At 55.8% G+C, this 13805-nt stretch carries 9 protein-coding genes; 6 read left to right on the forward strand and 3 right to left on the reverse strand.

The window, feature by feature from the left end; translation table 11 throughout:
• Window positions 1–27: 27 nt before the first annotated feature.
• Window positions 28–1356 (reverse strand): hypothetical protein, encoded by a 1329-nt coding sequence (locus PHA81_RS12755; protein WP_273836991.1) that lies wholly within the window; start codon window positions 1354–1356, stop codon window positions 28–30.
• A gap of 646 nt (window positions 1357–2002) precedes the next feature.
• On the opposite strand from PHA81_RS12755, the gene PHA81_RS12760 reads away from it, so the two are divergent.
• The 6 genes from PHA81_RS12760 (at window position 2003) to thrC (ending at window position 7540) form a co-directional block, all read left to right on the forward strand.
• Entirely contained in the window at window positions 2003–2791 is a 789-nt protein-coding gene (locus PHA81_RS12760) for an energy-coupling factor transporter transmembrane component T (protein ID WP_273836992.1), read from the forward strand.
• Between the two features lie 2 nt (window positions 2792–2793).
• Window positions 2794–3663 (forward strand): ABC transporter ATP-binding protein, encoded by an 870-nt coding sequence (locus tag PHA81_RS12765; protein ID WP_273836993.1) that lies wholly within the window; start codon window positions 2794–2796, stop codon window positions 3661–3663.
• Window positions 3651–4490 carry an ATP-binding cassette domain-containing protein gene (locus PHA81_RS12770; protein WP_273836994.1) on the forward strand — a complete coding sequence of 280 codons (840 nt, stop codon included), beginning with the start codon at window positions 3651–3653 and terminating at the stop codon, window positions 4488–4490. Before PHA81_RS12765 ends, PHA81_RS12770 begins: the two co-directional genes overlap by 13 nt.
• Window positions 4480–5262 (forward strand): aspartate/glutamate racemase family protein, encoded by a 783-nt coding sequence (locus PHA81_RS12775; protein WP_273836995.1) that lies wholly within the window; start codon window positions 4480–4482, stop codon window positions 5260–5262. The genes PHA81_RS12770 and PHA81_RS12775 overlap by 11 nt, the downstream gene beginning before the upstream one ends.
• A 231-nt stretch (window positions 5263–5493) precedes the next feature.
• A complete protein-coding gene (locus tag PHA81_RS12780) occupies window positions 5494–6207 on the forward strand; it encodes a helix-turn-helix domain-containing protein (protein ID WP_273836996.1) in 714 nt (237 codons plus the stop codon).
• Between the two features lie 73 nt (window positions 6208–6280).
• A complete protein-coding gene (gene thrC, locus PHA81_RS12785; RefSeq protein ID WP_337958937.1) occupies window positions 6281–7540 on the forward strand; it encodes a threonine synthase in 1260 nt (419 codons plus the stop codon).
• Between the two features lie 169 nt (window positions 7541–7709).
• Here the strand turns inward: thrC and PHA81_RS12790 are convergent, their stop codons facing one another.
• Both PHA81_RS12790 and PHA81_RS12795 read right to left on the reverse strand, forming a co-directional pair.
• Window positions 7710–12311 carry a DNA translocase FtsK gene (locus tag PHA81_RS12790; RefSeq protein WP_273836998.1) on the reverse strand — a complete coding sequence of 1534 codons (4602 nt, stop codon included), beginning with the start codon at window positions 12309–12311 and terminating at the stop codon, window positions 7710–7712.
• Window positions 12308–13804 carry a hypothetical protein gene (locus PHA81_RS12795; protein WP_273836999.1) on the reverse strand — a complete coding sequence of 499 codons (1497 nt, stop codon included), beginning with the start codon at window positions 13802–13804 and terminating at the stop codon, window positions 12308–12310. Before PHA81_RS12795 ends, PHA81_RS12790 begins: the two co-directional genes overlap by 4 nt.
• Window position 13805 lies beyond the last annotated feature (1 nt).

Genomic DNA, 13805 nt, shown 5'->3' on the forward strand with positions numbered 1-13805 from the left:
CTACCTGTTGCTTCCGCGTTCCGATTTCTACGCCGCTGCCTGAGCCACGTGATCTTCCTCTCGCGGCGGGAGCGACCGTGGTGAAGCCTCCCCTAACACCTGCTCGAAACTGAACGAACCGTGGCGGTGAGCGAAGCTCTCCGCCGGTTCGCCGTTCGCAAACGTCGACATCGAATCCCGTAGCGCCAACAACGACGTACGCGCGCGTGCCCCACGGCACCGCGCGTACGGAACACCGAGGCCGTACTTCAGTCGCCAATTGCCGCCTTCTATCGCGTTCGTACTCACTGGTCCGGTGAATTCCTCCGCCTCGTCGTTCCAGAACGCTGGATACTCTTCCCTGAGCGTTGCCACTATCTCCTCGTAGGCAACTTCGTACTCGTCTTCGAGGTACTCCCGTAGCTCGTCCACCTTGCCAGCCTCATGCAGTTCGGACACGCGCTCGTCGCCGCGAGCGCGTGTCCTGAGCGTGTGGACGAGACACTTCACCCGATCCGGTAAGATGTCGTTGTAGGAGTCATGATCGTCGGTCAGCCAGTAGTTCACACCACGAAGTGGAAAGACAAGCGCGAGCGCCAGCGCTCGCGCGAAGGCTGTGTTCCGGCACTGGAGTCCAGCGAAACAGCCGATCTGTGGCAGATACGAGCTTCCGACGGTGAATGCCTCCGGCCATTTCTTCGCCTGTTTCCCGTCCTGTTTGCGTCGCATATTCTCTTCGTAGAGGTCTTGCTTCGCGCCTTTCTTCGTTGGGTAGGTCTCGTCGGCGACACCGACGAGACCGTCGATGTTCTCAGCAGCGAGTTCATCGGCGAACTCGATTTTGAGGTCTTCGACCGTGCTGACGCCGAACAGTAGCGAGAGGAAGTTCATCGAGACGGTCGAGTCGGCGATCTTGACGCCATGGCGGTCGGCGACTTCGTCGCCGAACCGCTCGGCGTAGGTCTGGACCGTATCGCGGTCAACTTGGAGGCCGTACTGGTTCTGGAGAATCCGTTCGCATGCGTGGAACGGATTCTCCGCGGCATGAAACAAGCAGAGATCAACGACTGGTTTGGCGTAGTCGCAGTCTTCGTAGAACCACTCCGAGCTATCGCCATCGTAGGAGTGGCGGCACTGAGAGCACTGATAGCGCTGAATCTCGACGGTAACTTCCTCAAAGCCATCCTCAGTGATGAGGATGGCAAAGAGCCGGTCCGTTCGGTAGCCGTTCTTCCAGACGGTGGTTTCACCGCACTTGGGGCAGGGCCGCGGGTCTCCGACCCGCTGGCCCTGAAACCCGCGAAACCACGACTGAAACGCACGAATCAGACTGAGTGGAACGAGGCTGTTCAGCGTCTTTTCTTCCGTTTCGTGCATGAACAGCGAGTAGGGGCGGCCAGTATTTCACTCCCGTTGCAGACACCGCCCTTATGGGAGGTGGCATTCAGGTCAAGACGTAATTTCAGTAGTTCACAGCTCGATTAAATTCGCAGAGGGAAAGTAGAAGGTCACACTTGGCGCTGGTAGTTAAGCGAATACGGTAGGGATTAAGGTAAGCAGACTAATCGCCGTACTGCGAAAGGATCCGCCAAACTGGCTTCGTCAGTAATGCCGAGAGCGAAGACGAACCACGTCCTCGATCTCGGATCAAGCCGGGGCATCTCTGTTTCAGTTGGCGGTCTAAGAATCTTCGCAGTTATTGCGTGAGTACAGCAGGAAATTTTCCCGATTTCGGCCCCTACCCCGACGCCGTCAGCGGATTCAATGGAACCATAGTCCTCAAAGCAGGCCAGATGACGCAGTCAGACCAAGCATCTTCTTCATCTCACCCTCCCATAGGAGGTCGCTTGTTTATCCGGTTCGATACGTAGAAGAGTGGCATGGGTGGTATGACCACTTACCCCATACGGCGGTGGCAATAATGAGTACAGAGACAGAGCAACATCAGCGGAAGACGCTGTTCGGGTATGTACCTGCCGAATCTTGGGTCTACACATTTCACCCCTTGACCCGGTTCGTCGTAATGGTGGTGTTCGCGATTTTACCACTCGCGGTTCTTACAACCGAAGTGAATATGGCCTTAGTAGGCCTCTGGATCGTCATAATCCTGACGGCGAATGTCAACATCGGTCGGTTGCGGTTCTTCATGCCGCTGTTAGTGACGATGTTTATTTTCATGCTTGGAACGTATCTCCTTTTCCCTGGTGACACGAGTGGATTGGTCGCGTTTCGCTGGGGACCGGTGGTCGGATATTTCGAGCCTCTAATGTTTTCTTTTGCTAACTACTGGCGAATCATCGCCCTCGTATTCGCAGCCATTTTCTATGCAACGACCAATCGTGAGCGCGATATCATCGTCGCGCTCCGTCAGCTCAAACTTTCGTTCGGTGTGGTGTACGTTCTCTCGCTCGCGTTTCGGTCTGCTGGCCTTTTTCTTGACGACCTCTCGACCATTCGTGAGGCTGAGCATGCGAAAGGTCTCAAAACCAGCGGGATGTCCATAACTAACCGAATCAAGCACTACGTGATGTACATAGTCCCACTGTTCACGCTGGCGATCCGACGTATCACTGATATCGAAGACGCGCTGTTCGCTCGTGGGTACCACGAGTTCGACTTCTCGGTTGTGGAGCGAGAGCGCCCTAACTATCTCGCGCGGATGTATACCCTCGGTGTTCAGGACTACGTGGTTATCGTTGGCATCTTTGTTCTTTCAGCATGCGTGTTCTATCTCTCATTTTTCAGAGGGTGGTTTCAGTACGATGAGGGTATTGTATACGATCTCTTGCGGAACGCGGTAGTGAGCACATAACCATGACTGACAACGCAATCACAATCGACAATCTAAGGTGGACGTACCTGAACGCCGAGGAACCTGCCCTCTCTGGGATCAACCTCACCGTTGACGAGGGACAAGTATTTGGGATCGTCGGGCCGAACGAGAACGGGAAAACGACGCTCCTGAAGGCAATAAGCGGAATGATACCACGCTCGACGGATGGGATCATGGAAGGAACAGTTGAGTTATACGGGACGCCCGTTGAGAACCACGGCGAGCGTGAGCTTGCCTCGACGGTCGGGTTCGTCTTCTCCGATCCCGAACTCCAGTTCACCATGATGAACGTTCTCGATGAGATCGTATTCGGGCTCGAAAATCTTCGACTCGATCCCGAAGAAATCCACGAACGCATCGAGTGGGCCGCTGGGAAAGTCGGCGTTGAAGGACTTCTTGACAAATCACCGCTAGATCTATCCGGGGGCCAGAAACAGCGAGTTGCTTTGGCTTCCGTCATCGCGATGGAACCGGATGTCTTCGTTTTCGACGAACCTACAAACATGCTCGACCCGCACGGAAAGGCACAGGTATTCGAGATTATCGAGGATCTCATCGATGAGAATAAAACCGTCGTCATCGCCGAACACGATCTTGAACATCTCGCTCCACTCGCGGATGATCTCGCATATCTTGAGAACGGCGAAATAACGAAGCGTGCTCCCCCGCACCGCTTCTTTGAATTGCTTGACGATGAGGAAATTCATGGTCTGTTCGCCCCTGAAGTAACGATGTTCGCTAGGGGGCTGGAGCCAGACCTCGACAGTACCGAGAACCTTCCACTCAATATCGAGAACTGTCTCGAATTTTGCAAGGAGTATACGACGGAGGGAACAGTATGGCGCCACTGATCCGTACCCGGAATTTGCACCTGACATATCCGGACGGCACAAAAGCGCTTGATGGCATCGATATCGAACTGTTCGAAGGTGAAATCATCGGCCTTATTGGACAGAATGGGTCTGGAAAGAGCACGCTTTCTAAATGTCTCAATGCGACGCTCGAACCCTCGAAGGGAACGGTCGAAATCGATGGAACGGCCACGACAGACGAGCAGAATTCGGGGGACATCGTCGAGAAGGTGGGGTACGTCTTCCAGAACCCCGACCACCAACTGTTCAACCGAACCGTTTGGGACGAGATCGCCTATGGCCCGCGCAATCTTGACATGGAGGAAGAGAAGGTTGAAGAGAGAGTACGCGAGGCGGCTGAGGTAGCTGGCGTTCATGAGCAACGGTTCGAGGAACACCCTAACTTGCTCACAAAAGGACTTAGACAGCGGGTCGCCATTGCCTCAATTTTGTCGATGAAGCCCGACACTATCATTGTTGACGAGCCGACCACCGGTCAGGATGCACGGCAGAGTCTTGAGATTATGAACTTCCTCCAGCAACTCCAGTCAGAGGAAGATCGGACCATCATCATCGTTACACACATTATACCTATCGTTCAGCAGTACTGTGATCGGGTTATCTGCCTCCGGAATGGGAAAAAATTGCTTGAAGACGAGCCGAAGGTAGTCTTCAACCAACCAGAGGAACTGGCGAAATCCGCCGTCCAGCCCTCGCAGATTGCCCGACTAAGCCATTCGTTGTCTGGAGAGTTCCCGGACGTAGAAACGCCCTATCTGACCCCAGACGAGGCGATTGAGGACTTTGGGAGCAAGTATGGTCGCTGACGTCGCGAATCCCAGCGACGAAGCCTCAGCCGACGGTGCACGGATCCTTGTAGTGAACCCAAATACGTCGACAGAGATGACCGAACGAATCGCCGAAACTGCCGACCGAGCTGCCGGACCACAGACAGAAATCATCACCGACTGTCCGGACCGTGGCCCGGAGTCATTGGAGTCATTTTACGAGTACCACCTCGCAACAGGGGGACTTCTCGAAACTGTCGCAGAGTATCAAGGTGACGTCGACGGAGTTGTTGTTGGCTGTTTCGGCGACCCAGGCCTGTATCCGCTGAAGGAGGTTCTCAACGTCCCGGTTGTCGGCGTCGCGGAAGCATCGATGGGGATAGCAACCGTGCTCGGACACCGATTTTCGATTCTTGTTGCCCTCAAACGAGCGGTACCGATGATGGAGAACCTCGTCCGGCAGTACGGCCTAAACCAGCGGCTGGCAACCGTCGAGGCAACTGGCTTGTCGGTACTCGATCTTGAGCGGGATCCCGAACAGACACTGGTGGAACTCACTGCAGCCGGCGAACGTGCCACAGACTCAGGGGCTGAAGTGTTTGTCCTTGGTTGTTCAGGGATGTCTGGTTACGAGGAGGAACTGGCTAACAGACTCGGTGCGCCCGTCATCGATCCCATAGCGAATGCCGTCGTGACCGCTGAGATGGTCCACAGACAGGGACTCACGCAAAACAAGACAGGACTCTGGGGCACACCACCAACGAAAGAAATCCGCGGCGATCTTCTGGGAGACTCGTTCGCTTCGGAATAACGGCGATCACCTCGCAGGAGTATTAAATTCAACATGATACTATCGATTAAAATTTCGTTGCACTGATTGACTGGCCACATCGCTGGCTTCCAGGATTCAATGGCGGTCGTTAGAACGCCTCCGACCAATAGTGCGCCAGTGCGTATCCGCCAACGATCCGGTAACGAACCTCAAACCATACCCCTGTTGCTGAAAGCCTTTTCTCCACTGGAGTGCATTGTACGATAGCATATGACATCTGCCGAATCGAACGAGATGCTCCGCTTAACACTCAAGCTGTGGCATCCGAATTGCTGGACCATCGAGGTCACGGAGCGAACTGACGCAGGACTCCTTGGGCATGGTGCGTACACTGCCGACACAGGCGTCGCAAACGGACGATTCACGGTATACGCTGATGATGAGAAGAGCGTTGACAATCTCATCACCGCAACGCGCGCATCGTCGCTAACGGGCTCCGTTGAGGAGATCCGTCAGTCATTCGGGTCGCAGTCTAGCTCTGCTACAGCACCAGGTAACACGGTCCGGGAAGTGTTTGTGGAATACGACGCAAAGAATAGTATCGACGAAGCATTTGTCTCGCGTGGCTTCATCTACGACGGCCCGACGAACATTAGCGATGGATATGAAGAATGGTCGTTAATCACACATCATAATCGAGAAACCGTCCAAGAACTGCTTACCGACGTTCGTCAGGAAAACGATGCCGAGATTGAGGTGACTCGGGTCACACAATCTCACCGTACGAATGATGCCGATACTGCTTTGACGAGTGTATTATCGGAGCGACAACGTGAGATGTTTGAGTTCGCACGAGAGAATGGTTATTATCAGTGGCCACGTGCGGTATCGGCACGCGAACTTGCTTCAGAGCTAGATATTACGAAAACAACATTTCTAGAACACCTGCGGAAGGCTGAGGCGAAGCTGCTTAGTGACATTTAACAAGTTGAGTTACTCTTCCTTCCCTTTTATGGAAGGGGGCAGCTATTCCCCGATGCAACTCTTCACTTGAGTCATCGACATGGAGCACGTCACCACGCTCGAGTGTACGTTGTGTGGCACCGAGTACGACCCCGACCAGATCATCTACACCTGTCCCGAGCACGAGGGCGTCAAGGGCATCCTCGAAGTGAAGTACGACTACGACGTCATCCACGACAACTTCGACGCCGATCTCGACGGCAACATCCGGAGTCAGTGGAAGTACAAACCGTTCCTGCCGGTCCACGACGACGCGGAAGTCGTCACGCTCGAAGAGGGTGGATCGAGTCTGCTCGATGCACCAAACCTCAGCGAGGAGCTCGGCGTTACTACACTCATCAAGGACGACGGTCGGAACCCGACGGGCTGTTTTAAGGATCGAGCGAGCTCGGTCTCGGTCACGAAGGCCAAAAACGACGGTCGCGACATCGTGATCTGCGCGTCCACTGGGAACGCCGCCGCCTCGCTCTCCGGGTACGCTGCCCGTGGCGGGCTCGACTGTCGCATCTTCGTGCCGGGCGACGCGCCCGAAGGCAAGCTCGCCCAGCCGCTCGTCTACGGCGCGGACGTCCTCGCCGTCAACGGGAGCTACGACGAAGCCTACGACCTCTCGATGGAAGCTACCGAGAAGTACGGGTGGTACAACCGCAACGCCGCAGTCAACCCCTTCCAGGTCGAGGGCAAGCGCACGGTGGGCCTCGAACTCGCCGAGCAGTCGGCCGTCCGCGGCGAGGTCCCCGACTGGTTCGTGTTCTCGATGGGCGACGGCTGCACGATCGCGGGCGCGTGGAAGGGGTTCCGGGAGTTCTATGACCTCGATTACGTCGAGGACACCCCGAAGATGCTCGGCGTCCAGGCCGAGGGTGCGAGCGCGATCCACGACGCGTTCCACGAGCACGACGACATCGACGAGATCGCCGACACGCTCGCCGACTCGATCGCGGTCGGCCGGCCCCGCAACACGATCAAGGCCTGCCGCGCGCTCGAAGAGAGTGGCGGGACGTCTCTCCTCGTTTCCGACGACGACATCCTCGCCGGCGAGAAACTGCTCGGCTCGACCGAAGGGATCTATGCCGAACCCGCAGGTGCAACCCCCGTCGCTGGTGTGAAGGAAGCGCGCGAGCGCGGGATCATCGCGGACGACGAGACGGTCGTGATCTGTACGACCGGCTTCGGGCTGAAAGACACCGAGAGCGCGAAACAGGCCACCGGCGACGCCTATCGCGTCGACCCGCGGATCGAGGAAGTCAACGATCTCTACGGCGAGGCCCAGCCCGCCGCGGCCGACGACTGACGACCAGATCTCAGGTCGATCACCTATTGGAGAGTTTTGCTCTACCTCGAAATTGGCTTTGAAACTCTCAGCGTGTCATAGAAAGAGTCGCATGGTGTTCGGTCATGGACCGCGAAGCCTGCTACCGCCGGTTCTGAATAGCGGAAATATTGTTCCCGCATCAGAGTGGTCACCGGTATTGGTTGATGAGTTCGCGGATGTCGTCAGAGTCTACATAGAAGCCTTGGAGCCGAGTGGTTCTGTCTGCTTCTTTCAGTAGCATGTCTCCGTCTCCACCAAGTTCCTCTGCTCCACCTTCGTCGATTAGGATTCGAGAGTCAGACTGCTTTGGAAGCCGGAAAGCTACCCGAGTGTCAAGATTAGCACGGAGGTCCGTGTCGATAGCTTCGTGTGAAGGTCGCTGGGTAGAGATGACGAGATGGATACCCTGTGCCCGTGCGATTTGGGCGATGCGGCGCACGTTGTCCTCGGTATCGTCAGCGTCTTCTCCAAGTTGCTGGAGTAGGTCGCTGTATTCATCGATGATGACGACGATCGGCTTCATCTGGTCATCCGGGTTCTGCTCGTTGTACTCCCCAATGTCACGGCAGACGCTTTCCCGCAGCAGTTGTTTTCTACGCGGGATTTCGTCTTCGACTAGCCACTCGAATAGGTTGGCAGCGTCTTCGGCGTCAGTGATCACTTCGCCGTTAGAAAGGTTCGGCAGGGTATCGAAGAAGATGAAGTCGGTCTCCTTCGGGTCAACCAAGGCGAACTCGACGTTGTCTTCGCCTTTCTGCTCCAGGAAGTTCATAATCAGGGAGTACAGGAACACGGTCTTCCCGCTGCCTGTTGCTCCGCCGACCAGCATGTGCGGTGCTTCAGAGAGGTCAGAACGGTAGACATCGCCGTCTGGTGTGACGCCTGCTAGGAAGGGTAGTGAAGCTGTCTCGATCTCGTCGGACGGCTTGTACCGGTCTCTGTAGTCGCGTTGAGGTACCACAACGTTGTTTTCCCGGGGAACGTCCAGAGCTACGTACTCTGTTCCAGGCAGTCGCTGGACGATCGGTTCTTTCTCGAACGCCATTTCCCGGGCGATGTCCTCTGTCCGTTGCTCCAGGGAACTCTGTTTCTCGCCTGGTGCTAGACGGATCTTGAAACGGACCACGTTTGGTCCGACCTCGATATCGTCGGGGGCGATGTTTCGGATGTTGATCTTGAACTCGTTGAGAACCCGTTTCAGAGTTTCTACCAAGTCGGTGTATTCTCCGGGATCGCCGAATCGGTCAGCAGATTCGGTGTTGACGTCTGTCTTTTCGTCGTCGCTGACGGTGTCTTCCCCGCGGGTTTCCTCCTCGTCGGCTGCCACCTCAGTTTCGTCGACTTCGTCCGTTTCCTCTTCTGCGACAGCTTCCTCTTCGGGATCCTCCTCGGGCCGCTGATCTCCCCGGTCTTCGATGCCGCTGACGATTAGCCGCTTGATTGACTGGCGGGGAAGCTTGTCGACTCTGATTGACTGGGCGTTCGGAGTTACGCCGTCGACCCGTTCGTCCGACGTGGCTTCGCTGGTGACTTCAACCGATACGATCCTCGGGTTGATCTCGATTTGGGCATCCCCGTTGAATACGTCGTTAATCCGGTCTGCCCACTCCTGCTTACCCTCCATCCCTTCTGCGGAGGTCAACTCGTAGTACAGCTGTTCGCGGAGAGCCTCTTTCCGGGGCGACGTGGTGAGATTTTTGTCACCGGTGAACAGGCCGCGGATTGTGTCTGTCGTCTCAAAGACTTGGTCGACGGCGTTTCCTTCCACGACCTTGGTGCCGTCTTCGTCTTTGACGGTGTAGGCGCCGCTGGTTTCTTCCAGAGTCTTGATTTCGATGATGTCGAGGATAAGGCCGCCATCATCGTCGAACTGGACAGTAAGGATGTCGGCCCGGCTCTCGCTGTCTCCCAAATTCAGCCATTCCCGGGTGCGTGGGTTGTCGATGGAGAAGATCAGCTTAGGGTCGGCTAGCGTCTGCTGCAGCCACTGGACGGCGATAATCGAGCCAAGCAAGCCCTTTGTGTTTCTGGATTTTCCGCTGCCTAGGGTTTCCCGGGTGATGAGGCGGAGAAGGCCGCTTTGCTGCAGGTCAGCGATTCTCTCCGCGATATCCTCCAAGTCGGTGTCGTCAGGCGCGAGACGGTATTCGGTGATGATGCGGCGGAGGACTCGTCGGAAGTAGTCGATATCCTCTGAGTACGTGGCGAAGTCGCGTTCGCCGCGTCGTTCTCTGGAGATCAAGTTGTCCTTCCAGAACGGGTTGCCGTTCATCGGCGGTGAGGAGATCGAGACCCAGATCGCGGAGTCGAGGAGTTCGTCGATAGTCTCCTTTTCGACGTTGAGTTCATTGACCTCGGCATTGTGGATAGCCTGCCGCTGATTATACAGCTGGTTGATCAGGTCCTGGTACTCGGAGAAGAGGACGCCTTCCTTCGACGGCGAGATGTTGATCTTGTCCTCAAGCAGATCGTAGTCGAACTCTTTCGGGACGTATAGCGGGTGGATTGTGGTCTCGGCATCACGCTCAAAGGTCTGGATGCTGAAGTCGCTCTGGTCGTTAATCAGGATGAAGTGCTGTGGGTCGCCTTTCAGGCCCTCGGCGTATGAGTCGTAGCTGGGGTATTCGGTTGTAACAATCTCGAACTCCCCAGAGTCGTTGTCCGGGCCGAACAGGTTGGTGATGTCCTCGGAGACGCTGGGTGAGGCAGTGCCGTTGAGGACAGGTTTCTCTTCGTCCTCGATGAAGGCGAACTCCACTGTCGCGCCTTGGATTTCTTCTTTCTCCGCCAGATCAGCGATATCAGAGAGGAGGTCCACAGGATCTAGGGGATCGATGACGCTAATCTTGAGGTGGCGTCGGGACGGTGGGTATGCTGACGTGAATTTGTCGAGGACGTAGTCGTAGAACTTGGAGTTCGTGCCTTCTGCAGCATTCTCGATTCGGGTGTAGACTGGCAGCCTGTCGAGCTCCGCGGATTGTACGAGGTAGGTCTCATCCGCCAGTCGGTAGTTCCCGCCGACGTGGATGCTGCGGAGGACGTGTGGCTGTTCTTCGACGCTGTTGACGAGGAAGTTGCGTTCTTCCTCGGTCAGCGACTCTTTTTCGTCCTTCATCTCCCGCGCCAGTTCGGAGTACTTCCAGAGGTGGAGCGGGTGGAGTGGAGAGAGGACGAGTTCTCTGTCGTCTTCGTATTCGAGGATGATAGTGTCAAATAGGAGGAAGTCGGAGAGGAGTTTGGAGGAGCCTTCGGAGCTGACGTCCTGAATCTCTCGGTATTTTTTGTCCAGTTTGTCCTGGACTTCGCGGTATGCCTCTATGTAGTCTTCTGCGGATTCAAGCAGGCCTTCGTCTCCGAGAAGCCGGATGAGCGGTGCGGATAGTAGTCCTGGTAGGGCGTCGACGAGTTCGCTGCGGGCTGTTACGTATCGGTCGATGGATTCAACTAAGTCCTCGAACTTGCCGCTGTTCTCAGCCACTCTACGGAGTTTTTCGAAGCTGCTGTCTTCGCCTCGTGGCTGGAACTTCTCGGTTCTCAGGGCTTGGAAGTTCTTGATCGCACTCTGCCTGTCCTCTGGGTTGTGGATGATACCACCGAAGGAGTCCTCGGTGACGAAGTGCTCAATGAAGTAGTAGAGGTCGTCGTTGACGTCGAAGGCCAACTGCTCATCCCCGGTGAACTCCATGTCGACCCGGTTTTCTTCTTCCTCTACGGCTTCTCGGTACTTGTCATCGAACTCTTCTGAAAGCCGTTCCAGTTCTTCGTCGTTGTCGTCGAAGACTGCTTCCACACTAGCGGATTCGACGTCTCTCCGGGTGCTGGTGGTTGAACGTCGTTGGCTGGACTGGCCGGAGGTGGAGAATATCTCGTTGACCTCGTTGTACGTCAGGTCGGCGAGGATCTCCGAGTCACCTGTTCGTTCGAACCGTCGAAGCTTGGCTACGGATTGTTCCCGTTCTTCCCTTTCGCTGTCGTCGACTTTGGTGACGCTGTTAGTGAGGCGGCGTCGATCCCTATTCGACATGTGGGAGACCCGCAGTACGAGGTCCAGGTTGTCGGAAAGCCTGCCAGGGATTTCGTCGGGGTTGTTGAGCCCCGGATCGTTGAATAGCCGCAGTCTGTAGAGTTCGGTTCCGAGGGCGTCGAGTGAAGCTTGTTCTGATTCTTTGAGCGTCGAGGTTGCGTAGTCAGCTACTGCAGGAATTTCGAACCTGTCGTAGAGGTCAGATCCAAGGGTTTCCCAGATAGCTTGGGCTGGAGGACTGTCGGCGAACTGTTTCTGGGCCTGCATCTGGTCGGTGATTTCTCGCGTGATTTCTGCCAGAGGCAAGTCGACCATGCCCTCGAAATCTTTCATCGAGTTCAGGCGGGCGTGGTCTCCCCGAACCAGGATCACCAGTTTCTCTGGTCCGATGCGTCCGTCCCATTCGAATCCGGTGTCGGTGCCATTCCGCCAGTTGACGGCGACACTAACTTTGTCCGTGAGTCTGACGGAGGAGTCCTCTGTCCGTGACTGGAGATCGTCGATTTCTGCTTCATCGATGCTGACTATTGCGAGGCCGACATCGTACCGTGTGTTACTGCAGAGGATATCGACGAACTCCTCAGCGTCGAACCGGGGCGGCGATTCGATGATTACTCCGATGTTTTCCTCGGTCAGTTGGTCGACTGTCTCGTTGGCGATTGCTTTGCCGATCAGATCCTCGTTGCTCTCGTATGAGCTGTCTTGTGTCTGTGTGGTTTCGCTCATATTTCCTCCTCGGGGACAGAGACAATGGTGACGCCGTCCGCGTATTCCTCGGCGTATCCAAGGCTGGATACTGCTTCTTTGAAGCCCTCGTAGTTCTGGTTGTTCAGCGGATCACTTTCGGATGCGCTGGCACCGAGGCGGATGTCCCACTCCGCTAGGTGGCTGCGGTCCTGTTCAGTTCCGCCTACGATGATCCCGTATCGTTCCCGGAGTTCTTCTGAGAGATCTTGGAGGGACATGCTCGTGCCTGGTTCGATTACGGAGAGTAGGATGGGTTCCAGCATCTCGGGGTCAGGCCGATACCTGCGTTTGTTCGCCCGGTTTCCTCGTGGTTTGAGGATCCCGGCACGCCAGGCGAAGGTCTGGGCTGTGGACTGCGGTGTGTACGTGTCAAACCGGTTCGAGAAGTCGTGGATAACGTTGCTGACAGCGTCCACCAGCCTGTGGAAGGTGGTATCCTGCTTGGGATCTCGTGAGGCCCGGAATACCTGCTCGAATTTTTCGTAGTCCTGCTCGATCTTGTCCTCCTTATTCCGGTTCAGTTCCAGGAAATTGTGGTTCTCAATCTCTCGGAAGACGTCTTCCTCGCTGTAATCTTTGTAGCCCCGCAAGTCGAGGACGTGCTTGACGCCGAGCCGGGTGGCTAACTGAATCTCTGACCCGACGACGCGGAATGATTCGAGGCTGGCGTCGGCTACCGGGTTGTTTCTGTTCCCGGTGTAGTTCAGCACGATTGGGACGGGTTCGTCTTTGTCCCCGTCTTGCCGAATCTCATTGTGCCGGTTGGCCATGTAGACGTAGAGCAGGAATCCGCCGAATTTAATGGTGCGGCGAAGGTCACGGGCGTAGTTCAGGTCGTAGTCGCTGTTGGAGTCTTTCAGGTGCTTCGACAGGGTTTCGAAGCCTTCAACGAACTCCTCCGCAATCTTCCCGTCCCCGAATGCGTCTCCGAGGACAGGTTCTTCCCAAGGTGAGACCGTGACGTTGCCTTTCTCTCCATCTTTGGCGAGTGGCCGGAAGAGGAGAGAGATAGCGTCGTGGTGGTCCTGAAGTTGGTCGGTCAGCTTCTGGTTGATGTCGCTGTCAGATTCGTCCAGTACGGTGTAGATGAACCGGGAAGGTGTTACACCGATTCGGCGGTAGGCGACGAACCAGTCGCTCATAGAGGTCATTGCAGAGTGCCGTGGACTACTTGCGTAGAGGGCGTTGTCGTTGTCCAAGACCTTCCGCATCCTGTACCGAAGATTGTCCATTTGTTCGTCACTAAGATCGCGGGACGACTCGAACAAGCCGTGGTATTTCTCGCCCAAGTCGCTGGAGGGGGTTTTCCCGGGTTTCTCGACGAATTTGAACAGACCCTCCGACTGGTGAGTGGATCCCAGGATGTTACTGAAGACGACCTGGGAGAGATGCACCGGTTTTAGAGAGGCGGAGGTTGCTTTGAATCCGAATGCGGCTTTCGATGCGTCGGAGTTTGCATCGTTAAGTCTCATT

The organism is Halococcus sp. PRR34 (genome assembly GCF_028617175.1).
GTDB classification, from domain to species: Archaea; Halobacteriota; Halobacteria; order Halobacteriales; family Halococcaceae; genus Halococcus; species Halococcus salifodinae.

Bases quoted from the DNA above. Each gene is read 5' to 3' on its own strand.
- PHA81_RS12775 (WP_273836995.1), top strand. From the start codon at position 4,480: ATGGTCGCTGACGTCGCGAATCCCAGCGACGAAGCCTCAGCCGACGGT.
- PHA81_RS12765 (WP_273836993.1), top strand. From the start codon at position 2,794: ATGACTGACAACGCAATCACAATCGACAATCTAAGGTGGACGTACCTG.
- PHA81_RS12755 (WP_273836991.1), bottom strand. From the start codon at position 1,356: ATGCACGAAACGGAAGAAAAGACGCTGAACAGCCTCGTTCCACTCAGT.
- PHA81_RS12770 (WP_273836994.1), top strand. From the start codon at position 3,651: ATGGCGCCACTGATCCGTACCCGGAATTTGCACCTGACATATCCGGAC.
- PHA81_RS12780 (WP_273836996.1), top strand. From the start codon at position 5,494: ATGACATCTGCCGAATCGAACGAGATGCTCCGCTTAACACTCAAGCTG.
- PHA81_RS12760 (WP_273836992.1), top strand. From the start codon at position 2,003: ATGGTGGTGTTCGCGATTTTACCACTCGCGGTTCTTACAACCGAAGTG.
- PHA81_RS12790 (WP_273836998.1), bottom strand. From the start codon at position 12,311: ATGAGCGAAACCACACAGACACAAGACAGCTCATACGAGAGCAACGAG.
- PHA81_RS12795 (WP_273836999.1), bottom strand. From the start codon at position 13,804: ATGAGACTTAACGATGCAAACTCCGACGCATCGAAAGCCGCATTCGGA.